The organism is Planotetraspora phitsanulokensis (assembly GCF_016863295.1).
Taxonomy (GTDB): domain Bacteria; phylum Actinomycetota; class Actinomycetes; order Streptosporangiales; family Streptosporangiaceae; genus Planotetraspora; species Planotetraspora phitsanulokensis.
This window is the reverse complement of sequence record NZ_BOOP01000036.1, coordinates 1-24,015: the sequence shown is the minus strand read 5'-3', so window position 1 is coordinate 24,015 and position 24,015 is coordinate 1. Positions and strand designations below refer to the sequence as shown.

General features: G+C 71.1%; 22 protein-coding genes. 5 read left to right on the top strand and 17 right to left on the bottom strand.

Annotated elements, in window-relative coordinates:
• The first annotated feature begins 41 nt into the window (after window positions 1-41).
• Together Pph01_RS33445 and Pph01_RS33440 are read left to right on the top strand one after the other, a co-directional pair.
• Complete coding sequence (locus Pph01_RS33445; protein WP_204077199.1) at window positions 42-794, top strand: helix-turn-helix domain-containing protein; 753 nt, start codon at window positions 42-44, stop codon at window positions 792-794.
• On the top strand, window positions 791-1,423 hold the full coding sequence (locus tag Pph01_RS33440) for a hypothetical protein (protein ID WP_204077198.1): 633 nt from the start codon (window positions 791-793) through the stop codon (window positions 1,421-1,423). Before Pph01_RS33445 ends, Pph01_RS33440 begins: the two co-directional genes overlap by 4 nt.
• An 8-nt stretch (window positions 1,424-1,431) precedes the next feature.
• Here the strand turns inward: Pph01_RS33440 and Pph01_RS33435 are convergent, their stop codons facing one another.
• The 13 genes from Pph01_RS33435 to Pph01_RS33375 form a co-directional block, all read right to left on the bottom strand.
• Entirely contained in the window at window positions 1,432-1,767 is a 336-nt protein-coding gene (locus Pph01_RS33435; protein ID WP_239117208.1) for a hypothetical protein, read from the bottom strand.
• Between the two features lie 90 nt (window positions 1,768-1,857).
• Complete coding sequence (gene pssA, locus Pph01_RS33430) at window positions 1,858-2,697, bottom strand: CDP-diacylglycerol--serine O-phosphatidyltransferase (protein WP_204077197.1); 840 nt, start codon at window positions 2,695-2,697, stop codon at window positions 1,858-1,860.
• Window positions 2,684-3,355 carry a phosphatidylserine decarboxylase gene (locus Pph01_RS33425; RefSeq protein WP_373315700.1) on the bottom strand — a complete coding sequence of 224 codons (672 nt, stop codon included), beginning with the start codon at window positions 3,353-3,355 and terminating at the stop codon, window positions 2,684-2,686. Before Pph01_RS33425 ends, pssA begins: the two co-directional genes overlap by 14 nt.
• Window positions 3,356-3,494: 139 nt before the next feature.
• A complete protein-coding gene (locus Pph01_RS33420) occupies window positions 3,495-4,526 on the bottom strand; it encodes a TerC family protein (protein WP_204077196.1) in 1,032 nt (343 codons plus the stop codon).
• Window positions 4,527-4,764: 238 nt separating this feature from the next.
• Window positions 4,765-5,883 carry a glycosyltransferase family 4 protein gene (locus Pph01_RS33415; RefSeq protein WP_204077195.1) on the bottom strand — a complete coding sequence of 373 codons (1,119 nt, stop codon included), beginning with the start codon at window positions 5,881-5,883 and terminating at the stop codon, window positions 4,765-4,767.
• A gap of 40 nt (window positions 5,884-5,923) precedes the next feature.
• A complete protein-coding gene (gene murJ / locus Pph01_RS33410; RefSeq protein WP_204077194.1) occupies window positions 5,924-7,567 on the bottom strand; it encodes a murein biosynthesis integral membrane protein MurJ in 1,644 nt (547 codons plus the stop codon).
• Between the two features lie 63 nt (window positions 7,568-7,630).
• Window positions 7,631-8,575: a hypothetical protein gene (locus Pph01_RS33405; protein WP_204077193.1), complete on the bottom strand. Its 945-nt coding sequence runs from the start codon at window positions 8,573-8,575 to the stop codon at window positions 7,631-7,633.
• Between the two features lie 69 nt (window positions 8,576-8,644).
• A complete protein-coding gene (locus tag Pph01_RS33400; protein ID WP_204077192.1) occupies window positions 8,645-9,610 on the bottom strand; it encodes a copper transporter in 966 nt (321 codons plus the stop codon).
• Window positions 9,607-10,812: a putative cytokinetic ring protein SteA gene (gene steA, locus Pph01_RS33395; RefSeq protein WP_204077291.1), complete on the bottom strand. Its 1,206-nt coding sequence runs from the start codon at window positions 10,810-10,812 to the stop codon at window positions 9,607-9,609. The genes Pph01_RS33400 and steA overlap by 4 nt, the downstream gene beginning before the upstream one ends.
• Window positions 10,813-10,926: 114 nt before the next feature.
• Window positions 10,927-12,645: a DNA repair protein RecN gene (gene recN / locus Pph01_RS33390; RefSeq protein WP_204077191.1), complete on the bottom strand. Its 1,719-nt coding sequence runs from the start codon at window positions 12,643-12,645 to the stop codon at window positions 10,927-10,929.
• Between the two features lie 269 nt (window positions 12,646-12,914).
• Window positions 12,915-13,823 (bottom strand): NAD kinase, encoded by a 909-nt coding sequence (locus Pph01_RS33385; RefSeq protein ID WP_204077290.1) that lies wholly within the window; start codon window positions 13,821-13,823, stop codon window positions 12,915-12,917.
• 101 nt (window positions 13,824-13,924) lie between these two features.
• Window positions 13,925-14,725: a TlyA family RNA methyltransferase gene (locus tag Pph01_RS33380; protein ID WP_204077190.1), complete on the bottom strand. Its 801-nt coding sequence runs from the start codon at window positions 14,723-14,725 to the stop codon at window positions 13,925-13,927.
• Window positions 14,726-14,774: 49 nt separating this feature from the next.
• Window positions 14,775-15,029: a hypothetical protein gene (locus Pph01_RS33375; RefSeq protein WP_204077189.1), complete on the bottom strand. Its 255-nt coding sequence runs from the start codon at window positions 15,027-15,029 to the stop codon at window positions 14,775-14,777.
• A gap of 472 nt (window positions 15,030-15,501) precedes the next feature.
• Here Pph01_RS33375 and Pph01_RS33370 point away from each other — a divergent pair, with 472 nt between their 5' ends.
• Complete coding sequence (locus Pph01_RS33370; protein WP_204077188.1) at window positions 15,502-15,849, top strand: SCP2 sterol-binding domain-containing protein; 348 nt, start codon at window positions 15,502-15,504, stop codon at window positions 15,847-15,849.
• A 16-nt stretch (window positions 15,850-15,865) separates the two neighbouring features.
• Here Pph01_RS33370 and Pph01_RS33365 read toward each other — a convergent pair whose 3' ends face one another.
• Both Pph01_RS33365 and Pph01_RS33360 read right to left on the bottom strand, forming a co-directional pair.
• The gene (locus tag Pph01_RS33365) at window positions 15,866-16,888 is read right to left on the bottom strand and encodes an HAD-IIA family hydrolase (RefSeq protein WP_204077187.1); all 1,023 of its coding nucleotides are present in this window, start codon (window positions 16,886-16,888) and stop codon (window positions 15,866-15,868) included.
• Window positions 16,885-17,313: a tetratricopeptide repeat protein gene (locus Pph01_RS33360; RefSeq protein ID WP_204077186.1), complete on the bottom strand. Its 429-nt coding sequence runs from the start codon at window positions 17,311-17,313 to the stop codon at window positions 16,885-16,887. Before Pph01_RS33360 ends, Pph01_RS33365 begins: the two co-directional genes overlap by 4 nt.
• An 84-nt stretch (window positions 17,314-17,397) precedes the next feature.
• Between Pph01_RS33360 and Pph01_RS33355 the strand changes: the two genes are divergently transcribed.
• The gene (locus tag Pph01_RS33355; RefSeq protein ID WP_239117206.1) at window positions 17,398-18,624 is read left to right on the top strand and encodes a DUF1015 family protein; all 1,227 of its coding nucleotides are present in this window, start codon (window positions 17,398-17,400) and stop codon (window positions 18,622-18,624) included.
• A 259-nt stretch (window positions 18,625-18,883) separates the two neighbouring features.
• On the opposite strand, the gene Pph01_RS33350 is transcribed toward Pph01_RS33355, so the two are convergent.
• On the bottom strand, window positions 18,884-19,666 hold the full coding sequence (locus tag Pph01_RS33350) for a single-stranded DNA-binding protein (protein WP_204077184.1): 783 nt from the start codon (window positions 19,664-19,666) through the stop codon (window positions 18,884-18,886).
• Window positions 19,667-19,770: 104 nt separating this feature from the next.
• Here Pph01_RS33350 and Pph01_RS33345 point away from each other — a divergent pair, with 104 nt between their 5' ends.
• On the top strand, window positions 19,771-20,697 hold the full coding sequence (locus tag Pph01_RS33345; protein ID WP_239117205.1) for an MBL fold metallo-hydrolase: 927 nt from the start codon (window positions 19,771-19,773) through the stop codon (window positions 20,695-20,697).
• A 177-nt stretch (window positions 20,698-20,874) separates the two neighbouring features.
• Here the strand turns inward: Pph01_RS33345 and Pph01_RS43885 are convergent, their stop codons facing one another.
• Window positions 20,875-23,571, bottom strand: coding sequence for a hypothetical protein (locus tag Pph01_RS43885; RefSeq protein ID WP_505866931.1), 2,697 nt, complete (start codon window positions 23,569-23,571; stop codon window positions 20,875-20,877).
• Window positions 23,572-24,015: the final 444 nt, after the last annotated feature.

Here is a 24,015-nt window from a genome sequence, read left to right as displayed (position 1 = left end):
GGTTTGACCTTGTCGCAACGGCAACGTTTCTAATGAGGGGCATGCGGATCAGTGAGCTCGCCGCGCTGGTCGGGGTGTCCACCCGGACCGTGCGCCACTACCACCACATCGGACTGCTCCCCGAGCCCGTACGGCTGGCCAACGGATACCGGGACTACCGGCTGCGGGACGCGGTCGTCCTCGCCAGGGTCCGGCGACTGGCCGAGCTCGGCCTGTCCCTGGACGAGATCCGCGACGTTCTGGCCGACGATCAGGGCAGGGAACTGCGCGAGATGCTCGAGGAGCTGGACGCGGACCTGGCCCGGCAGCAGGAGGCGATCGGCGCCCGGCGGACGCGGCTTGCCGTACTGCTCGCGGAGGCGGACCTTCGCCCTGATTCGGCGGTGTCGCCCGAGATGGCGGGGTTGCTCCGCGATCTGTCCTCCGGAGGGTCGCGATTCGCCGCCGTCGACCGAGAGTGGCTGGCCCTGATGGACACCGTGGCGGACCCGGCCGACCGTGCTCAGGTCCTCGATCTGATGAGTCCGCTCACCGAGCCGCAGGCCCTCGCCCGCGGCCACGTGCTCTACGAACGCCTCGACGAGCTCGAGGACGCGGATCCCGCCGACCCCCGAGTCCCGGCGCTCGCCGCCGACCTGGCCGCCTACATGCCCGAGGCCATGGTCACGGCGATGATCGGCACGCCGGCGGACGCCCACGGCGGCCGGTGGCTCGAGGCGATGACGGCAGAGGTCTCCCCCGCCCAGGCCGAGGTGTTCCGGCTCCTCGTGATCACGCTGAAGCACAGGACATGATCCGCGAGTCCACGCCGGCGGGCCGAGCGCTTCTCGCCGCCCGGCGAATCATGAGATTCGACGCGATGGGCATGGTCAGCCTCGTCCTGTGGGTGCTGCGCCGCCGCGACGGCGTGCCACCCGGCGCGACCGCCGTGCCGTACGCGCGGGAGCAGACGCCGACGCTGCTGATCGTGGTGTTCCTGATGGCCCTGGAGGCAGGGGCGGTCGAGGTGCTCCTGAGGGCGTGGGACCTGCCGAACGCCCTGCGTCTCGCGGTGCTCGCGGTGGACCTGTATTCGATCGCCATAGGCCTGGCGATCGGCGCCGCCTGCGCCACGCGGCCGCACGTCGTCTCCCCCACGGAGCTGCGCGTCCGGTATGGCGCGTTCTTCGACCTGCGTCTGCCACGAGAGATGATCACGTCGGCGCGACCGGCGCGCGCCTACGACGAGTCAGGCGTCGTGACCGTGAAGGACGGACGCCTCGGCGTCGCGGTCTCGTCCCAGACGAACATCGTCGTCGAACTGGCCGAACCCGTCACCGTCACCCGGCCTCTCGGCCGCCTGGCGGAGGTGACCCAGGTCCGCTTCTTCGCCGACGACCCGGCCGCGGCGCTGGCCGCGCTTCGCGCGCGCCAACCTCGCTGAAGGGGTCCTCAGGCGTCTTCGAGGCCCGGATGCGGGCGGGACTCCCCGGTGGTGAAGACCTTCACGATGCGGTCGGCCGCCGCGGCGGGCTGGTCGGCGCTCTCCACGACGTCGCCCCAGGACCAGCGGAAGAACCAGCCGTCCGACAGGGCCACGCAGTCGACGGTCTCAGTGAAGATCGCCGCGTCCGGGTCGCGGACCTTCAGCGAGGGAGGGTCGGGACGCAGGAACGCTTCCAGGCCCCTGAGCTCCAACTCCCGCGCGAGTTTGCCGAGGAAGTACGTCCGGGTGTGCTCACGAGGCATGGCGACCAGGGCTCCGTCTGGACTAGGCGATCTATCCACGTGAAGAGCCTGGGACTTTCCGAAATGCCCGGTGCCGAAGGGGGCCTGAGTGACCGCAGTCCCTGGTCAGGCCCCTTTCTGTGCCGGGTGTCAGCCCACGCTCTCCTCGCGTCGTTCCCTGCGCTGCTGCTGTTTGAACATCAGGACGCGCAACGGGATCGCCGAGACTATGGCGATCTGCATGATGGCGCCCACGGTGATGAGCTGGTCGCCGCCGGCCAGGCGGGCCGCCCAGATGATGAGGCACGCCACGTTGATCATCATCCAGGCGAGGACGACGGCGGCGAGGTTGCCCTTCGGCTTGGGGTACTCGATCCGGCTGACCATCAGCCACGCGACCGCGACGATCCCGGCGATGGTCAGATATCCCGGCTGGAAGAGCAGCACGATCGACACCACGGTCATCGCGCCCATCGGGATGGGCAGGCCCATGAAGTCGCCGCTCTTGGTCTTCACACAGGCGAAGCGGGCCAGCCGTACGACGCCGGCGAGCAGGACCGAGGCCGCCGCGAGCAGCACGAGCCACAGGGGCACCTTGCCGGAGAACCCGCCCCAGATCACCACCATGAAGGCCGGGGCGAAGCCGAAGCTGATCACGTCGGCGAGGTTGTCGAGTTCGGCGCCCATCGCCGACGCGCGGAACCTCCTGGCCACGAGACCGTCGAACAGGTCGCAGGTCGCGCCCACGAGCAGCAGCACCACCGCGGTGCCGAAGAACCGGGGGTCCGGCTCGAACTTGCCGCTCGCCTGCAGATCGGTGATCGCCGACCACGCGAGCAGGCAGACGGCGAGGAAGCCGCTGAGGGCGTTGCCGAGCGACAGCGAGTCGGCCGCCGACAGCCGGAAGGCCTTGCCGACCGGGCCCCTCGGCTCGTCGGACAGCTCCTCGACCGGCCAGCCCGCGCCGGCACCGAGATCAGACGTGGTCAAGGCGTGTCACCCCCGCCACGGTCTTGTCGCCCACGGTGACCGCGGGGGCGATGCCCTCGGGCAGGTAGACGTCGACCCGGGAGCCCAGCCGGATCAGGCCGACCCGGTCACCCTGGGCCACCTTGGTCCCTGCTTCCAAGTACGGCACGATCCGGCGTGCGACGGCGCCGGCGATCTGCACCATCTCGATGTCTCCGAGGTCGGAGTCGAAGTGCCAGACCACACGCTCGTTCTTGTCGCTGTCCTTGTTGAACGCGGGGACGAACCCGCCGGCCACGTGCTCGACCGACGTGATCGTGCCGGCCACCGGCGCCCGGTTGACGTGGACGTTCAGGGGGCTCATGAAGATGGCCACCCTGGTGCGGCCGTCGGGCCACGGGTCGATGCTCTGGACGACTCCGTCTGCCGGCGATATGACCCGGCCCCGGCCCGGCGCCCGCTCGGGGTCGCGGAAGAACCAGAGCATGCCGCCCGTCAGCGCCACCAGAGGTGCGGCGGCCAGCGCCCACTTGGGGGATTTGCGGACGAGGAGGGTGGTGACGGCCGCCGCCGTGGCGGTCGGCGCCAGCCACGGCGACACCCCACGCGCGAGCCGGATACGACCGGGACTCCCCGCTGCCTGGACGGGCTCGCGGGAAAATTCAGAATCGTTGGACACAGGGAACCTTTGTACTCTGTAGCGACTATGGACCGGTTTGCGCCTTAACGGACGATATTACCGACCGGTCGGTCATTGCACGGCACAACGAGACAAGCAAACAGTTTCGTTGCCCGTTTCGCTACCCCTGTGAGGCTTCCTACCCCTGTGAGGCTTCTTGACCCTGCGGGGCCTCCTGGCCCAGCGAGGCCTCCTGACCTCGCTGCGCTTCCGCCGGAGCGGACGCCGCGTCACGCCGTACCTTGATCAGGCTGGCGACGGTCGTGATCGCCATCGTGACACCGATGACGGACAGCGACAGCCAGATGGGGACCTCAGGCGCCCAGGAGACGCCGCTCTCGTGCAACGCCTCCAAAACGAGCTTAACCCCGATGAAACCCAGGATGAACGCAAGCCCGTAGCTGATGTAGACCAGGCGCTGCAGCAGACCTCCGAGGAGGAAGTAGAGCTGACGCAGTCCCATCAGGGCGAACACGTTGGCGGTGAAGACGATGAAGGCGTCCTTGGTGAGTCCGAAGATCGCCGGAATCGAGTCGAGCGCGAAGAGCAGATCGGTGGTGCCGATCGCGATCATGACGATCAGCATCGGAGTGACCATCCGCCGGCCGTCCACGCGGGCGATCGCACGCGAGCCGACGTAGTCGGGAGTGGTCGGGAAGACCCGGCGGGCCCAGCGCAGGACGATGTTCTCGGTGAACTCCTCTTCCTCTTTGTTGTGGTCGCGGATCAGCGTGTAGGCCGTGTACACGAGGAAGACGCCGAACACGTAGAACAGCCAGCTGAACTGGTTGAGCACGGCCGCGCCGATCGCGATGAAGATGCCGCGCATGATCAGCGCGAGCACGATCCCCACCAGCAGCACCTTGTGCTGGTACATCCTCGGCACGCCGAAGCGCCCCATGATGATGTAGAAGACGAACAGGTTGTCCACGCTGAGGCTGTACTCGGTCAGGTACCCGGCGAAGAACTCGCCTCCCGCCTGGGTCCCGCCGAAGATCAGTAAGATCGCGCCGAAGGCGACGGCCAGCGAGACGTAGAAACAGACCCAGATCCCCGCCTGCCGGAGGGAGAACTCGCGGGGCTCGCCACGGTCGACGATCCACAGGTCGACCGCGAGGACGACCACCATGCCGACGATGACGGCGAGCCAAGCCCACAGGGGAACACTCAAGACAAGACCTTCCGGCGCGCGCGAACACACTGCCGGAGGTCTCTCCCGCCCACCGAGGTGGACCGACAGTCCCGGGCGCTGACGCCGTGATGACGAGGCTGTCGCGAAGGGATACTCCCCCCCAACCCGTTCAGTATATGGATCAGGCTTAGGTTGACCTAATCCGGTGCACCGGCACCCGCGACAGCCCAGGTGGACGGCGTGATCGGCCGGGGCCGGGGCCACGGCTACGGAGGTGTCACCCCTGGGACATCGTCAGGTAGACGTCCCTTGCCGAGCGCACAGCGTCCGCCTCCCCGGGAAGCTCCTGCCCCCGGCGCGCGGAGGCCGTGGCCAGCCGACCCGCCAGGGCCGCGTCGCCGAGGACGCGCGCGATCTGTTCGCCCAACGCTCCCGCGTCGCCGGGCGGGACGAGGAGGGCGGCGTCCCCCACCATTCCGGGAATGCCACCCACCCGGGTCGCGATGACCGGCCTGCCCGCCCTCAGCGCCTCCTGGACGCTCAGCGGCTGGCCCTCCCATCTGCTCGGCACGACCACCGCCGCCGCCACCTGGAGCAGGTCGGCCGTGTTCGCCCAGCCGTACAGCAGGACCGGCAGGCCCTCGGCGTCGATCCGAGCCTGGAGCTCGGCCCGCAGGGGCCCGTCTCCCGCCACGACGAACAGGGGGCGGCCGTCGTACGGCCGGGCCGACGCGTCCAGCAGCGTCTCCAGCCCCTTCTGCTGGGCGAGCCGGGCCACGGTCAGCAGCACGGGTCTGTCACCCTCCGAGAGCCCTTCTGGCGACGGCGAGCTCGCCACCCGGCCGGCGAGCTCCCGCCGTACCTCCTCCGGGGTCCGCGTGGGCGTGCCCAGATGGGGAGCGGGGACCACGGCCGCGCTCACCGCGCGGGCTCCCCTGGCACGCATGCGCTCGCCGAGGTCCGGCGAGACGACCAGCACCCGATCCGCCCGCCGGGCGACGATCCGCTCCAGGGTCCCGTACACGGCCCCGATCGCACCCCCCGCCGTGACGGCGTTGTGCAGGGTGACCACGAGGCCGGGCCGGCTGCGCGACCCCATCAGGGCCGCAGCAGCGAGCGCACCCGCGCGCAGTCCGTGGGCGTGGACGGCCTGCGCGCCCCGGGTGATCGATCTGAGCCGGGCGACGGATTTGAGGTCGTTCACCGGATGCGGGCGATCCGCGATCGGGACGGCGGCGAACCGGGCGCCGGCGCCGGTGAAGCCGAACGACTTCTCCACACTCGGCGGGCCGGCCACGACCACGTCGTCGCCGCCCCCGGACAGGCCCTCCACGAGCATCCGGACATGCCTGCCCACGCCTCCCGCACTGGTCCCCAGCACGAGCGCCACCTTCATGCCCACTCCCCTTTTTCCGGTCCTGACGGCCGTGCCCCGGTCAGGCGATCTCCGCCGGGTCGGGCTCGTCGGAACGGCGCCCGCGCAGCCGCGAGACGACGGCCAGCAGATCTCTCCTGTCGACGGCGGCCGCGGCGAGCGTGCCCACGCACACCGCGCAGACCCCGGACAGGGCGGCGACCGCGATTCCCGCCCAGAGGCCGGAACCGCCCAGCACGTGGACGACGCCGAGGCCGGCGAGCACGCCCGCTCCGCCGCCCACGACGGCGGCCAGCGCCGCGCGGGGCACCCCGTGCAGCGCCTCGACACCCCGGTCCCTGAACACCGACGCCAGCAGGATCGCACCTCCCGCCGTCATTCCGGCCGCCTGGCCGAGGGCGAGACCGCCCAGCTTCCAGTCCGCGGGGAAGGTCCGCACGAACGCCACCTGGGCCACGATGACGACCAGCCACCCGATGACCATGCCCCGGGCGGCGGCCCGTCCGCGGCCGCTCGCGTACAGGACCCTGCTGAGGTGCGCCATGAGCCCGTAGCCGATCAGGCCGGGGGCGAACAGCGCGACGGCCGAGGCGAACTGCTCCGGAGGGATCCTCGTGTCGGCCTGCCCGAGGAAGACCTGCGCGACGGGCGCGGCGACCGCGGCCAGCGCCCCGGCGGCCAGGCCGGAGACGACCAGGACGGCCCGCGTGGTCTGGGCCGACAACGCCGCGAAGGACGCGCGGTCCGCGTCCTGGGCGCGGGCGGAGAGCACGGGGAAGGCGCTGGTCGCGATCGGGACGGCCAGCACGGCATAGGGGACCTGGTAGATGGCCCAGGCGTAGTTGTAGGCCGCGAGCGCTCCCCCGCCGACGTCGTTGTTGGCCAGCGGGATCACGATGGCCATCGCGGCCTGCTGCGCGACGAGCGCGCTCAACCCCGCCAGAGCCAGCCGCCGCACCTGTACGGCCACGCCGTCGGGGAACCGTAGAGTCGGCCGCCATCTCACCCCGAGTCTGGAGGTGGGCCCGATGACGGTCAGGACCAGGGCGAGCACGCCGAGAGTCGTCCCGACGGACAGGGCGATCTCCGCGGGGCCGGGGACGGACGCCGGGTCGCTGTTCCCTGCGCTGAGCGGGACGAAGGCCAGGTAGGCGACGATCACCACGACGCTCGACACGAGCGGGGCCACCGCCGGCCCGGTGAACCGCCGGTGTGCCTGGAGCACGCCGTAGAGGACGACGGCCACGCCGTACAGCGGGATCTGGGGAGCGAAGGCGACCAGCATGCGCGCGGCGACCGCGGCGACCGCGCCGGGATCGCAGTCCCTGACGCCGCTGGTGAGCAGGCGCATCGCCGGACCGGCGAGCAGCGCCGTCAGGAGGCCTAGCGGGACCAGCAGCACGAGCACCCAGGTGAGCAGTGCCGACGAGATCCGGCCGACCTCCGCGCGTGCGTCGGCCGTCTGCCGCACGGCGGCGCCGGCGAGCACCGGCACGACCATCCCGGCCAGCGCCCCGCCCACCACGAGCTCGAAGATGATGTTGGGCACCTGGTTGGCCGTGTAGTAGGCCGTGGACAGGCAGTTGGTCCCCACCGCCCGGGCGAAGACCAGTTGCTTGGCGAAGCCGGTGACGCGCGCCAGGATCGTGATGACCCCGATCAGGACCGCGGCCCCGGCGATCCCGGCGCCGAGCCGTCTAGACATGCGGTCGCGACCTGCCGCGGTCGCCGGTGGTCCGGTGTCCGCGTCGCGGGAGGAGGGGTTCGGTCACGTGGTGGGCCGTGCGGTCTCCGCCGCCTGCGGAGGGCGGCGGCCGAGCATGTCGAGGCGGTTCAGGACGGGGTTACCGGCGATGACCTTGGTGAAGCTGATCTTCTCGGACGCCGCCGTGAGCGCGGCCACCGTACCGAGCAGCACCAGCCGGCCCGGCCTGCCCAGCCGGACCGTCGCGGCGAGGCCGAGCAGGGCGCCCAAAGCATTGGCGCCGGAGTCGCCGAGCATCGCCCGCTCGCCGAGGTCCTCGGGGAGGAGGGCGACTGCCGCCCCCAGCGGAATCGCGGCCAGTGCGGCGGCACGGGAGTCCGCCCGGACGGAGGCGGCCACCAGCGGGATGCCGGCGAGCAGGCCCACCTTGATCGCACGGCCGGGGCGGAGATCGAAGAGGTTGGCCAGGTTGGCGCTCCCGGCGATCAGCGCGCCGTCGACCAGGGTGTCGAACGTCCGCGCCGCCACGCCCGCCCCGTTCCCTGCCGCCGAGGGGGACAGCACGGCGGCGGCGAGCCCGGTGGCGCCGATGCCGAGGATCTTCACGGCTCCGCTCGTGACCTCGCCGCGACTGAGTGCGGCCAGGTGACCCTTGAACCCCTTGGACGAGGTGGTGCCGAAGACGTCGTCGTACGCGCCGAGCACGCCGCTGCCGACGCCGGCGAGCACACCGGCCGCCTTCAGGCGTGCGGGGACCCCGGGCGCGAGCGCGACGGCCGCGCCGGCGCCGGCGACGAAGGCCGGGCCCTCCAGCAGCGTGACGGGCTCTCCCCGGTGGTTGGTCCTGGTCCAGTACTCCTCGGCGGTCTTCTCGTCGCCGAGGGGAGGGCGCTTCTTGAAGGCGGCGTACGCGGCCCGGGCGGCGACGGCGCCGAGCACGGCCCCGAACACGGCACCGGCCACTGAGCCGAGCGAGGAGCGATGGGCCACAGCTGGATCCTTCTTCATCAGGCGCTCGTCGTCATCCGGACGGCTTCGCGGAGGCTTGTCAGGCGGGTGACCGGCATCCGCACGGGTTCAGCCTCGTGCCGCCGGGCTGGGGCTGAGCGCGACCTCGGGCTCGAACGACGTCGAGCCGCTGCCGACGCCGTATGCCCCGGCCTTACCGGTCAGTTGCTCCCGCAGAGCGTAGACCACCACGGCACGGCCCGCGGCCATATCGACGGTGTCGACGGTGGACACGTTCGAGGCGGCCTCGCCGGTGTCGTGGAGCGCCGCGATGGCCCCGCCCGCCCCGGAGGAGACGGTCGTGCCCGCGAGCACGGTGCCGAGGTCCAGAGAGTCCAGGCCCGCGGCCACCGAGACGACGGCGGCGGTCGCCTTGTCCGCGTTCTCGTCCTCGTAGACCTGCGCCGGGGCAAGGACGATGGCCATCGTCGAACGCTGCCCCGGAGTGCCGTTCACGCTGAGCAGGCCGGCCGACTGGAAGGCGTCGAGCACCCCCATCGCGGCCGGGTTGTCGCGGCCCGCCAGCGTCCGGTCGTTCGTCACGAGCGCGCCCGCCAGGATCGTCGCCGCCTTGTCGTACGGCGTGGCGTCGTCGGGGAACTTGGTCCCCGACTGAGCGAGCGAGTTCGCGAGCCCGTCCACGATCGCCTCCTGGTCGGGCGCGACGAACTTGTCGGTCAGGCTGACCCGGCCCGCGTAGATCGCGCCCGCATCGGTCACCAGGTCCTCGATCGGGTCACGCAGACCGGCGGGGGCCCCCGGCGCCTCGACGAGCAGGACCCGCTCCCCGGGCAGGACGCCCCGGACGAGATCGGGCAGATGCGTCGTGACGAGGGAGTCGTTGCCGTTCTCGCGACTCTGGAGTTCGGAGATCTGCGACAGGTAGTTCCCGTTGGACTGCCGCAACGACGAGGTCGTCTCCTCCGCCGTCTTGTAGAAGAGGGGCTCCAGGACCGTGCTGCCGAGCACGATGCCGACAGTGAGAGCGAGGAAGATCGCCACGATCGAGACGAGGTGGTACCGGAAATCGATCACGAGAAGAGTCCGACCAACCAGAAGATGAAGCTGTTCCAGGCGTCGCGCAGGCCGTTCAGCCAGACCTGGCCGATCGGCGAGACCGACAGGACCACGCCGATGGTCACCAGGGTCGTCGCGACGAGCAGGAGCAGGGAAGACGTGGATATCCGGCTGCGGTAGAGCCTGCTGACGCCCTTGGCGTCCACGAGCTTGCTGCCGATCCTCAGCCGGGTGAGAAAGGTGCTGGCCATGCCCGAGCGTCCCTTGTCGAGGAACTCGTCCAGGGTCCAGTGGGTGCCGACGGCGACGATCAGGGTCGCGCCCTTGTCGTCGGCCAGCAACATCGCGATGTCCTCGCTCGTGCCGGTCGCCGGGAACACGACGGCCTGCTGTCCCAGCCGGTGGACGCGCTCCAGGCCGGGGGCCCTGCCGTCGCGGTAGGCGTGCACGACCAGTTCGGCGCCGCAGCACAGCGCCTTCTCGGAGACCGAGTCGAAGTCGCCGACGATGATGTGGGGCGTGTAGCCCGCCTCGATCAGCGCGTCGGATCCGCCGTCGACGCCGATCAGGATCGGCCGGTACTCCCGGATGTAGGGCCGGAGAGTCGCGATGTCCTCTTTGTAGTGATAACCGCGGACCACGATCAGGACGTGCCGTCCCTCGATCACCGTACGGATGTCGGGGACGCCCACCCCGTCGATGAGCAGGTCGCGCTCGCGCTTGACGTACTCCATGGTGTTCGCGGCGAACGCCTCGATCTGCACGGCCAGCCCGGCCCGGGCCTCGGCCATCGCGGCGGCGACCGTCTCGGCCGTCTGGGCGTCGCCCTTGCCGACGATCTCGTCGTCGAGGTAGATCATTCCTTCGTGGACGCGGATCACGTCCCCGTCCGCGACGCGCTCGAAGAGTTCGGAGGACGCGTTGTCGACCACCGGAATTCCCGCGTCCAGCAGGATCTGCGGGCCCAGGTTCGGATAGCGCCCGCTGATGCCGGTGGCCACGTTGACCACGGCCGCGGCACCGCACGCGACCAAGGCCTCCCCGCTGACCCGGTCAACGTCGACATGGTCGATGATCGCTATTTCACCGGCGTTGAGACGCTTGGTCAGCCTCTTCGTCCGCCTGTCGATTCTCGCCACAGCCGTTACCCCGGGAAGATCGTCGATCTTCCTGCGGCGGAGGCCCGGAACATTCAGGCTCAGGACCTTCATCACAACCATCCTGCCAGAGGCGGGGGCCGGAATGGTCATGCACCCCGCAGTGTGTTGTTTTTGTCACACACGGTTATGCCGGCGATCAAGCGTCAGCCGACCGCCTTGTCCGCTGATCAGGCGTCAGCCGGCCGCCTTGTCCGCCGCGGCGATGCCGAGCAACTCCGCCGCGTGTGCCCTGCCGAGCTCGGAATCCTCCAGGCCCGCCAGCATCCGCGACAGCTCCCTGGCGCGGCCCTCCTGGTCGAGAGCGACGACGCCGCTGCGGACCACGCTGCCGTCGCGGGCCTTCTCCACGACGAGGTGCTGGTCGGCGAAGGCCGCCACCTGCGGCAGGTGCGTGACCACGATGACCTGGGCGGTACGCGCCAGTTTGGCCAGGCGTCTGCCGATCTCGACGGCCGCCTTGCCGCCCACGCCCGCGTCGACCTCGTCGAAGACGAACGTCGGCACCGGATCGGCACCGGCGAAGACCACTTCGATGGCAAGCATGACGCGGCTGAGCTCACCGCCGGACGCGCCCTTCGTCAGCGGCAGCGCCGGCGCACCCGGGTGCGAGGCGAGGCGCAGCTCCACCTCGTCGATCCCGTGCGGTCCGAAATCATCGCTCTGCGTCATCGCCACACTGACCCTGGCGTACGGCATCGCCAGCGCGGCCAGCTCGGCCGTCACGGCGTCGCCGAAGCGCTCGGCCGCCACCGTGCGGATGCCGGTCAGCTCGCCGGCCAGCTCCTTGAGCCGGTCGGTCAGCTCGGTGTGCTCCCGGGTCAGCTCGTCGATCCGCTCGTCGTCGCCGTCGAGCTCGTTCAGCCGCGTCGCGGCCTGCTGCGCCCAGGACAGCACCGCCGTCACGTCCTCGCCGTACTTGCGGACGAGGCCGGTCAGGATCGACCTGCGCTCCTGTACGGCAGCCAGGCGCGCGGGGTCGGCGTCGACGGACTCGGCGTAGGCCGCCAGCTCCGTCGCCACGTCGGAGATGAGATAGCCGGCCTCGGCCAGCCGGTCGGCCAGACCGGCCAGGGCGGGGTCGAACTGCCGCACCGCCTCGACGGCCGACTTGGCCTGCCCCACCAGGGAGACCGCGTCGTGGATCGCCTCGGTGCTCGACATGGGGTCGCCCAGAAGGGCGGTGTGCGCGGTGGTGGCCGCCGTTCGCAGCGCGTCGGCGTGGGAGAGCCGCTCGGCCTCCTCCTTCAGCTCCGCGTCCTCGCCCGCCCTCGGCTCCGCCTTCTCGATCTCCTCGAGGCCGAACCTCAGGACGTCGGCCTCCTGCGCCCGCTCCCTGGCCTTGACCGTCAGCTCGTTGAGCAGGTCGGCCACCTGCTTGTGCCGCTTGTAGGCCTGCTCGTAGGCCCGGAGCGGCTTGATCAGTTCGTCACCGGCGTACCGGTCGAGCGCCGCCCGCTGGCGCCCGGGCTGGAGCAGCCGCTGCTGGTCCATCTGCCCGTGGACGGCGACCAGGTCGTCGGCGAGGAACGTCAGGGTCCCGACCGGGACGGTGCGGCCGCCGAGCCAGGCCCGCGAACGGCCCTCGGCGGACACCGTGCGGGAGATGATCAGCTCGCCTTCCTCGATCTCGCCGCCGACGTCGACCACCTGCTGGGCCACCCGGCCGTGCGCGTCGACGATCAGCGTGCCCTCGACCGTGGCCTTGTCGGCGCCGGGACGGACCCTCGCGGGATCGGCGCGGCCGCCGAACAGCAGGCCCAGTCCGGTGACGACCATCGTCTTGCCCGCACCTGTCTCACCCGTGACGACGGTGAAACCGGGTGACAGTTCCAGGACGGCCTCGTCGATCACGCCGAGCCCCTGGATGCGGACCTCCTCGACCCTTGGTCGCACTGGTCCCTCCGTTCCGCCGACCGATTCCGCCAGAGATCCTACGCGCAACTCGCCAAGATTTTCGAGGACCGGGTCTGTCCTGTGGGGATCGGCCCGCGGTCCTGTGGGGGTTGGCCAGTGGTCCTGTGGGGGTCGGCCCGCGACCGCATCGGATCATCGAGGCCGCCGCCCGCCCGCTCATCGAGGCCCGGAGGGCCCACGCACTGAGGCCTGGCCCGTGCGCTCACCTGGCCCCGCCCCCTTCGCTCATTGGGACCGGGCCAGTGTGCTCACTGCGACCGGACCCGTCCGCGCCATCCCTCCACCGGCAGGCCGAACTTCGCGACCAGACGGTCGGTGAACGGGGCGCCGGTGGTCTCGGCCCCCAGGAGGCGGGCCAGCCGTACCGAGGTCGCGGCTCGGCGCACCTCGACCCGGGCCCCCGGCGGGATGTCGAAGCGGCGGCGCCCGTCGCACCAGAGCACTCCCGCGCCGGTCTCCGGGACGATCTCCACCGCGAGCGTCGACCGGGGAGAGACCACCATCGGCCGCGCGAACAGCGCGTGGGCGCTGTTGGGCACCAGCAGCAGCGCCTCCACCTCGGGCCAGACCACCGGGCCTCCGGCCGAGAACGCGTACGCCGTCGAACCGGTCGGCGTCGCGCAGATCACCCCGTCGCAGCCCCAGCGGGACAGGGGGCGCCCGTCGATCTCGGCGACGACCTCCAGCATCCGGTCCACCTTCTCGACCGAGGCCTCGTTGAGCGCCCACGTCGTGGCCAGCGTCTCGCCGTTGAGGCGGATCGCCACCTCGATCGTCATCCGCTCTTCGACGTCGTAGCCGTTCTCGACGACGCGGTCCACGGCGGTGGCGAGGTCCTCCACCTCGGCCTCCGCCAGGAACCCGACGTGGCCCAGGTTGACTCCCAGCAGGGGGACGCCTGCCGGACGCGCGAGTTCGGCGGCCCGCAACAGCGTCCCGTCGCCGCCGAGCACGATGATCAGTTCGGCCTCGGCGATCGCTTCCGGGGTCTCGGGGGTCATCGCCGCCCCCGCGCAGCCGATCTCCTCCGCCTCGCCCTCCAGCACACGGACGTTCAGCCCGGCGCCGATCAGGCGGTCCATCACCAGGCGGGCGCTGCGCACCGCCGGCTCCCTGCCCGTGTGCGCCGTGACCACGATCGTCCGCTTGCCGTCCACGGGGTCGCTCACCGGGATCCCACCCTCGTCGCATCCGTCGCCGTCATGCCGTCACCGCCGTCCGCGTGTGCCTGATCACCGTCGTGGCCGTCGCACCGATGTCACTGGGGTCCCTCCGCCACCGCCCGTTCGACGGCCGCGTCGAGCTCCGGCACCGGATCGTGTCCCGGGCCCTTCCCGAGCCACAGAAGGTATTCCACGTTGCCGGAAGGGCCGGGCAGCGGACTCGCCGTCACGCCTTTCACCGTCAGCCCCAGCCCCTGGGCCGAAAGGGCCGCGTCCCGTACGGCCTGCGCCCGCAGCGCCGGGTCGCGGACGACGCCTCCCGCGCCGACCCGGTCCTTGCCCACCTCGAACTGGGGCTTCACGAGCATGGCGAACTCGGCGACCTCCGCCGCGCACTTCGCCAGCGCGGGAAGGACCAGGCGCAGGGAGATGAAGGACAGGTCGCCCACGATCAGCGTCGGCGGCTCCCCCACCATTTCCGGCGTCAGGTCACGGACGTTCACGCGTTCCATCACCGTGACGCGGTCGTCCGTACGCAGGGACCAGGCGAGCTGGCCGTAGCCCACGTCCACGGCGAGCACGTGCGCCGCCCCGTGCCTGAGCAGAACGTCGGTGAACCCGCCGGTGGAGGCGCCCGCGTCCAGACAGCGCCGGCCCTCGACGGTCAGTCCCTCGAACGCGTCGAGCGCGCCGAGAAGCTTGTGCGCCCCCCTGGAGACGTAGTCGGGGCCCTCCGGCGCCTCGGCCACCACGATGGCCGCGGCGATGTCCACCTGGGTCGCGGCCTTCGCCGCCACCCTGCCCGACACCGACACCCTGCCCGCCTCGATGAGCTGCGCCGCCTGCTCACGCGAGCGTACGAGCCCTCGGCGGACGAGCTCGCTGTCCAGCCGCATCCGCTTCACCTGACGTGCCGCCCGTCGCCGGAGGCCGAACTCGGCATGGTCACCGCTCGCTGTCGGGAAGGGGCTCGTCGACGGAGGTCAGGACCGCCTCCAGCCCCGTCAGGACGTCTTCGAAGATCCCGACGTGCTCGGATACGGGGGCCTCCGCCAGCCGTCCCAGCGGGGACAGGGCCGACTCGACACCGCCCGGGGCGTCCTGGTCCCCGTCCGTGTGGACGGCAGGGGGCACGGCCTCCCCCGAGCGGGCGTTCGGGACCGCGAGCCAGGCGGGCGCTTGGCTTCCGATGTCCGTCATTGGTTCCCTTCTGGGACCCGGGCCCGGGTCTGTCCGTCTCCCGCCGGCCGTACGGCCCGCGTCGGCGCCGGCGACCCCGTGCCGGAGGTGATCCTGGGTCCTGGTCGTGCTCGTCGTCTCGGGAGCCGGGCGTGCGGGGCGCCTCCCGGCCACCCCGACGCTATCGGAAGCCGCCCGGTGCCGCGCCCTCCTGCCGGTACCACACCGCTTCGGTCCTGGTCATCGCCCGGATCTCGCTGTGTAAGCTGTGCGCGGCCCGCTCCGCCCAGCGGGCGGCCGCGTGCCTCGCGGCCCCGGGCGGGGAGAGCCGTTTCACCGGTCCCGGCCGGTGGCCCCTCCATTGGTCCCGGGCCCGATTGGGATCGTTTTTCGCCGCGCCCCGCGTGCGGGATCTCGCGTGGGTTCACCTGGAACGCTACCGTCCGTGGTAGCCGGTATCTGATGTTGGTCCGTGGGAAGGGAGAGGGAGCACATGGCGACCGTCGAGGAGTGCCGGGCGGCGCTGGAGAAGCTCGTCGAGCAGTTCGACGAGATCAGCGCGGAAGATCGCGCCAAGCACGTGGTCGAGCGCAGGCTGGCCTGCCGCATCTCCGACCTCGGCGTGACCTTCTACGGCCGGATCCACCGCAACGGGCTCGACCCGTTCAAGGAGGTCGCCCCCGAGGACGGCCGCCCGGCGGAGGTCAAGCTCACCATCTCCAGCGAAGATCTGATCTCTCTGGTCAACGGCGAACTCGACATGGGGCGCGCCCTGCTCGGCGGCCGCGTCAAGATCGACGCCAGCCTCGGCGACCTTCTGCGTCTGCGCAAGCTCCTCTGATCGCCCGATCCCGCGATCAGAATCCGAGGATCGCGGGAGCCGCCTTGACCGCGTCCTCGTCCGCGCGCCCCTCGCCCGCCGCCTCCCAGGCAGCGGCGCAGGCGGCGCGCAGGCCGTCGACCGGGTCTCCCCTTCCGTCGATGTCGAGACGCCCGTCCTCCCAGGTCGCGGTCCAGCCGCCGCATGTCCACCCCGAGCCCTGCCTGCGAACGTCCGCGGCCGGCGCGTGCAGGCCCGACAGGTCGGCGGCGATGTGCGCCGGGCGGTGGGCGGGCCCGGCGGTGAGCAGGTCGACAGGGCCGGTCACCCCCGTGAGGACGAGCAGGCTGTCCACTCCCGCCCGGGTGGCGCCCTCGATGTCGGTGTCCAGGCGATCCCCGACGATCAGCGGTCGCGCCGCCCCCGTCCGGATCACCGACTCGCGGTGCAGTGGGGGCTCGGGCTTGCCGGCCACGACCGGCTCGACTCCGGTGGCCGCGGCGATGACCCGGCTCATGGCGCCGTTCCCCGGAAGCTCGCCCTTGTTCGTGGGCATGGTCGTGTCACCGTTGGCGGCGACGAACCACGCGCCCTGCCGTACGGCGAGCGTGCCTTCCGCGAGCAGGCCGTAGGACAGGCCCTGCCAGATGCCCTGGATCACCGCCGCGGGGGCGTCCAGGGCCGTGGTCACGGGGCGGAGGCCGTGCGACCGCACGGCGACGCGCAGCCCCGTTCCCCCCACGACGAGGACGGCCGAGCCCGGCGGCACGTGTTCGGCCACCAGGCGCGCGGCCGCCTGCGCGGAGGTCACCACGTCCTCGGGGGCGGCGGTCACGCCGAGACGGCGCAGATGTTCGGCGATCGCTCCGGGTGTACGCGACGCGTTGTTGGTCACGAACGCCAGCCGCACACCTTCCTTCCTGGCCCGCTCAAGCGCCTCCGGAGCACCGGAGACGGCGTGGTCGCCGAGGTAGACCACGCCGTCGAGATCGAGGAGAAGGGTGTCGTACCTGCCGAGCAGCGACCCGGAGCCCGCCGCCTCGTCCTGCTCGACCGTCATGCCTGCCTCGCCCGCAACGTGGCGCGCACCTGGCTCAAAGCCGAGACGTAGTGGCGCAGGGGGCGCATGGCGACGGCCACGGCGAGCGGCTCCTGGGCGGCCTCGATGTCCCCGGTACGCCACAGGGCCATGCCGAGCCCGTAGTAGGCGTAGTCCTCCGTCGGGTTGGACTCGACGATCAAGCGGAAGCTCCCTGCGGCCTCGGTGTACTGACGAGAGTTGAACTGGGCCCGCGCCAGGGCCTCCCGGATGCTACGCGACTCGGGCTCGGCCTGCGCGGCCCGTTCGAGAATCGCGGCGGCCGCGGCCGGGCTTCCGTCCGTGAGCAGCTTCACGCCACGCTGGAACCACTCATAGACGTCGCCGGACGGGCCGCCCGGCGGGTACCCGGCAGCGTCAGACGCTCCGTTTCGTCCCTGGATCATGGGGAAAGGCCTCCTGCAACCGATTTCCTGAAGAACCGGGCACCGCAGCGTCGGGGAGCCGGGCCTTATGGCAACATGCCCGGTATGGAGAGTTCTGAACGGGCGGGACTGGTGCTACGTCCGTTCCACGGCGTGCGATTCGCAGTGGACGATCTGCCCGCGGTCACCTCCCCGCCCTACGACCTCATCTCCCCGGACGACATGCGGGATTTACTCGCTCGTCATGCGAACAACGTGGTGCGTCTGATCCTTCCCGGAACAGGACATTACGGCGAGGCCAGGGCGCTGCTCAACGAATGGCTGGCCTCCGGCGTGCTCACGACCGACGAGCTGCCGGGACTCTACGTATACGAACAGAGCGGCCCGCGATCGGTGCAGCGCGGCCTGATCGGCGCGCTCGGAGTCGGCTCCCCCTCCGTGCTGCCCCATGAGAACGTCATGCCGGGGCCCGTCGCCGACCGCCTGGCGCTCATGCGGGCCACCGAGGCCAACCTCGAGCCGATCTTCCTGCTCTATGAGGGCGGCGGGCCGGCATCACGGCTCGTCGACGAGGTGGCCGCCCAACGGCGGCCACTGGCGGACCTTCGGACCGCCGACGGGGTGAATCACCGGCTCTGGGCGGTGACCGACCCCGGCGAGATCGCGGCGGTGGAAGAGGATCTGCGTGACCGGCAGGCGTTGATCGCCGACGGGCACCACCGCTACGCGACCTACCAGGCACTGCGGGGCGACCACGACGGGGCCGGGCCGTGGGACTACGGGCTCGCGTTCCTGGTCGACTCGCTGGCCTACCCGCCAGAGCTCCGGGCGATCCACCGGGTGATCCCAGGCCTGCCGCTGGAGGAGGCCGCCGCCCGGGCGAAGGGCGCCTGGCAGGTCCACGAGTTCACCGCACTGGACGAGGCTCTGACCGAGCTCGCGGCGACGACCGGGCCCGCGTTCGTGCTGGCCGGAGACGGCTCGGCGCACCTCCTCACCGATCCGGACCCGATGCAGCTCGATCACGCCCTGCCGGGCGATCATTCGGAGCGCTGGCGGTCACTCGACACCGCGATCCTCGCCACGTTCCTCCTTCCCAAGGTCTGGGGCATCGAGGACAGCGAAGAGGCCGTCCTGGTCGTCCATCACGACCCCCACGCCGCCGTACGGCTGGCGCGGCAGCGCTCGGGAACGGCCGTGATCCTCAACCCGCTCTCCACCGTCGACGTCCTCGCCGTGGCGGCTCAGGGCGAACGGGTACCGCGCAAGTCCACCTCGTTCGGCCCCAAGCCGCGCACCGGCCTGGTCCTGCGCGTCTTCGCCACGAACTGACACTCGAAGCCGTACGCGCTCGGGCATGTACGCACCCGGGCGCGTACGGCTCGGGGGTGTACGCACCAGAGGACGGCACGCTCTCGACGTGTACGCGCCGGAGGACGGCACACTCTCTGCGTGTACGCGCCTGAGGCTGGCTCGCTCTCGGCGTGTGCGGGCTCGGCGGCAGCCACGCCCCGGGGCGACTCGCATTCGAGCGAGTATGCGCTCAGCGGACGACACGTGCTCGGCGGAGTACGGGGGAACCCTGCCGGTGCTATCCGGCTCCGTCATCGGCTCCTGGCGCACCGCGCCCGCCCTCGGAATCCACGGCGGCATCCCCGTCTCGGGTACCGGGCGGCGCGGCCGGGGCCGGGCGCGGCCTGCGCAGGCTTATCACCGGTCTGCGGCGGATTCCTCGCCCCTCGCCGGGCCGGCCGTCCCCGGGGTCGGCCGACGTGAGCGGGCGGGCACGCCCGTTCCGGCGGCCTCGCATGAGGTGACCCAGTCGTTTGATCTGGCCGGCTTCCTCGTCCGGCAAGCCCCGCTCATGCTGGTCGACCGGCTCGTACCGGTCGTGCTGGTCGTGACGGTCCCGCTTGGGCTGATCTGCCCGCTCGAACTCCGCCTCACCCTGGTCGGCTCGCTCGGGCTCATCGTGCTGACCGGCCTGCTCGCGCTTGTCGTGCTCGTCGGCCCGCTTGGGCTGCGCCTTGGGCCGTACGACCCGTTTGGACTGGTCGGCGAGGTCGTCCGCTTCGCGGGCGACACGGCGAGCCGTCCGGACCTCGACCTCGTAACGGCTGCCGCCCCGCCACCAGCGGCGGCGCAGGGCGCCCTGAACCTCGATGACGTCGTCGACCAGCCAGTCGGCGACCACGTGACGCACCTCGTCATCGAAGGTCGCACACTCGATCGCGTCGGATCGTTGACGCCCGGGATGGTCATCCGGACGACGGACGGCGACCCGCCACTGTGTGAGCAGGCTGCCGCTGGGAAGCTCCCTGTCGACCGGTTCCATGGACAACCGGCCGACCAGCATCACCTCGTTGCGGTGCATGTGATCCCCTCTCCCTCGTGGAGATCACTGTCGATGAATAGGCTGGGGCCTCGATGAGCTGAATGCGATTCTGTGTGAACCGGTTCTGATTACTGGGGTGCCCTGTGGACAACGTGACACCGCTCGGCGGGGACGTGTACGAGATCGACACCAGGATGGCCGGGTACTCGGGCATCACCGCCGGCTACCTCATCCTCGGCGACCGTCCGTGCCTGGTGGAGACGGGGACCTCCACCTCCGCACCGGTCGTGCGGGACGCTCTCGCCTCTCTCGGTGTGGGCCCGGACGATCTGGCCACCGTTGTGGTGACCCACATCCACCTAGACCATGCGGGCGGCGTCGGCGACATCGCCGGATACTTCCCGTCCGCCGAGATCGTCGTCCATGAGAAGGGCGCCCGGCACCTCGCCGACCCGACACGGCTGATGGCCAGCGCGAAAATGGTCTGGGGAGACAGGCTCGACACCCTGTTCGGCACGCTCTCGCCCACGGACGCCTCCCGGATTCGGGCACTCGGCGACGTCGGCACCGTCGATCTGGGCAACGGACGCTCGTTGGCGAGCCACTACTCCCCGGGGCACGCCAAGCACCATGTGGGGCTTCTCGACTCGCTCACGGGCGACCTCTACGTGGGAGACGCCGCCGGGGTCTATCTGCCGGAGACCGGCGACCTGCGCCCGGCGAGCCCGCCCCCGGACTTCGACCTCGAGGTGGCCCTCCGGTCGCTCGGCCTCTTTGAGGCGCTCGGCCCGCAGCGGCTGCTGTTCAGCCATTACGGCCCGGTGGACGACGTGCCCGCGACGCTCGAACGGTCGGCGGAGGAGCTCCGCGTGTGGGTGGATCTCACCAGGCAGGCCCGCTCGGATGGCCTCGACCTCGATCACGCGGTGGCCATGGTCCGCGACCGCACACGAGAGCGCTACACGGCGCTCCAGGCCGATCCGGCCACCGCCGAACGGTTCGAGTTGCTCAGCGGCGCCGAGTCGAACGTGGGCGGGATCATGCACTGGCTCGACCGCTCCGGCGCCTGAGCGCGCGGTCCGACCACGCCCCCTGCGCCGCCGGCTGACTGAACCTGGCGGCGTCTGGACCGCGAATCGACCGGTCTGAGGCGAGCGGAGTGCTCCCGAGGCCGTACGACGTTCTGACACAGAAAAGCGCCGCCGTCGAATGATCATCCATTCGGCGGCGGCGCTCTCACGTCGCCATCAGGGCTGGTGCTTCACACCGCCATCGGCATCCTCAGCGTCCTCATCCTCTTCGGCGTCCCCGACCGCGTCGCCGAAATCGGGTTCGATGAAGGCCGGGCCGAACGCGTTGACCTCGTTCTTCGTCTCCTGCCCGGCGCCGGCCGGGTCCGCAGCCGCCACGCCGGCACCGGCAGACGACTGCTCGTCCTCCACCGCCACGGAGTTCTCACTCGTCACAGGGGCCGCGTCCTCTTCGTGTGCCGAGCCCGGCTCGACCTCATCGGCGTTGGCCTCCGCGGCCTGCGAGGTGGTTCCGTTCGAGGTCTCGTCCACGGCACCGGACGATGAACCGCGTTCCCGCGGAAGATCGTCGAGAATGTCGCCGACCGGCCTCACCTCGCCGGACTCGGCGTTCGCCTCATCTGTGTCGGCCTCGTCCAAGTCGGCGTCCACGGTGCCGCCTTCGGCGTCGCGCGGCTTCACGGCAAGATCGCCGACAGCGTCCGCCGCCGCGTCGTCGCCGAAATCGTCGCCGAGGTTGTCATCGAGCTCGTCGCTGAGCTCGTCATCGGCTTCGTCGAAGTCCTCCTCGAGGTCCTCGATCACCGCGCCGGTGATCTCCGCGTACCGTTCGGCCGCGTCGGTCTCACCGTCCTCGTCGAAGGTCATCGCCCGCTCGAACCAGTCGGTCGCCGCGGACTCATGGCCTGCCGCCGCCAGCGCGTCCGCGTAGGCGTAGGCAAGACGCACCGACCATGCCCTGCGCTGCGGATCCCGCAGCTCCGTGAGGCGCTGCAGAGTGACCACGGCCGCGTCGAACTGGCCCATGTCACGCCGCGCGCCGGATTCGACGATGGCGAGCTCGATCTTGCCCGCACGGTCCAGGCGCTCGGCCTCCTTCGAACGGACGAGGTCGAGAGCCCTCTCAGGCCGTCCGAGACCGCGCTCGCAGTCCGCCATGACGGGCAGATACGCGTCAGATCCCGTCATCCGCCTCGCCGCACGCAGGTCGGCGAGGGCTTCGGCGTACTGCCCGGCCCGGTAGGCCGCGATCCCGGTCGCCTCCCTGATCACACCGATCCTGCCGGCGAACCGGCGGGCGACCTTCGCGTGCTCGTAGGCGCGCTCGGGCTCGTCGACACTCAGCGCCCGAGCGGCCGCCACGAGATGCGAGGCCACCAGGTCGGCGAGATCGTTGGGCAGCGAGCGAAGCTCCGCAAGCGTCTCGCGGTCGAGCTCGTCCGGAGAGATGTCCGCCTCGAGCTCGGGCAGCCGCTCACGCTCTCGCGGCTCGTCGGTCCTCCCGTACCTGGCCCGGGACCCGCCGCCCTCCTCCTGGCGGAAGGGCCGCGATCCGCCCCGGTCGTCGCGATCACCGTACGGACGGGGTGCGCGGTCGCGTGAGTCGGAGCGCTCACGATCACGGAACGGCCGTGCCTCGCGATCCTGGTCACGCTGAGGACGGCCCTGCTCCCGGCCTTCAGCACCACGGCGGTCGTCCCGGAAGCCGCCGCCTGCGCGCTGGTCGCGATCGCGAGAGCCGTATCGGCCGCCGAAGCCGCCGCCGCCCTGACGCGGCGGCCGGTCGCCACCACCGTCGCGGGAACCGTAACCGGCGCGCGTCGAGTCGCGATCACCGTACGAGCGGCTCGGCCGGTCACCGTATGCGCCGCGCTCACCGGAGCGCTGAGGGCGGTCGCCTCCGCGGAATCCGTCGCGGTCGCCGTAGGACCGCTGAGGACGATCAGAGCGCCCCTCACCACGCGGCCCACGGTCGCCGGTGAAGCCGCCACGGTCGTCGCGGCTCTTGAACGGCCTGCCACCACGGTCGTCACGAGACTGGGACGGACGACCATCACGATCATCGCGGCTCTGGAACGGACGACCGCCACGGTCGTCACGGGACTGGAAGGGCCTGCCACCACGATCGTCACGAGACTGGAAGGGCCTAGCACCCCGGTCATCGCGAGATTGGAAGGGCCTGCCGCCCCGGTCATCGCGAGATTGGAAGGGCCTGCCGCCCCGGTCATCGCGAGATTGGTAGGGCCGGCCGCCGCGATCGTCACGATCCCGGGAACCGTATCGCCCGCCGAACCCGCCCTCACGTGGCGGACGCGCGCCGAACCCTTCCCTGCCACCCTCGCGGTCGCCGCCGAAACGGCGGCCGCCTTCGCGATCGTCGCGCGGCGGTCGGGTGCCTCGGTCGTCGGAACGGAACGAGCGGCCTCCGCGGTCGTCACGGTCTCTGAATCCACCGCCGGACTGGGAAGGTCCACGATCACCATAGGAGCGCGGGCGGTCTCCCCCGCGGTATCCGCCACGGTCATCGGAACGGTCGGGCCGGTCGCCGAAGCGGCCACCCTCACGCGGGGGCCGACCGCCGTCACGAGCGCCGGAGCCACGATCGTCGCGGTCACGGTTGCCGTAGCCACCGCGAGAGGCGTCACGGTCACCGTAGGAGGGCCTCGGGCGGTCGCCGGCGCGGAAGCTGTCACGGTCACCGTATGAACGGCCACCTCGATCGCCGCCGGGACGTCCCCCGGATCGGCCGCCGGCCCCACCGTCGCGGTCACGGAAGCCGCCGGATCGGTCAGAGCGGAAAGGGCGGTCCCCACGATCGCGGTCTGCGGGGGAGCCCTCACGCCGCCCCGTGTATCGGCTCCCCGAGCCGTCTCTTCCCCCATCGCCGCGGTAGCCGCCGGAGCGGCCGCTCACGTTCCTGCCCTCATCACGGCTGTCTCCGCCACGGCTCCCGCCGTCACGCCCGTCTTCTCTGTTCACTTCTGTCCTCTGTTGCTCGCTCACCGCGTACGGATGTGCGCTCGGTTCGCTGGCCGCGCTACTAGTTCCCGGATACGCCGAGCGGTGAAGATGCCCGATATCGGCTCAGTGTCAGGGGAGACCAGCCTGATTTGCCGTAGGTCCGCTGAGACCTCGTTGTGTGCCGTAGCCTTCGCTACCCGTTCTACGTAACGAAGGCCACCCGTGGTGGGGTGGCCCGGCTAGTTCCAGCCTAGCGCGCCCCCGGTGGTTCCCGAACCTGAAGATGGACGACAGCGCTCCAGCCAGGCGCGATGCCGGCGCCCTTCAGGTTCCGAGAATCGGTCGTGAAAACAAAAATGGGGCCGCCCCTGATCAGGGCGGCCCCATTTTTGAAAG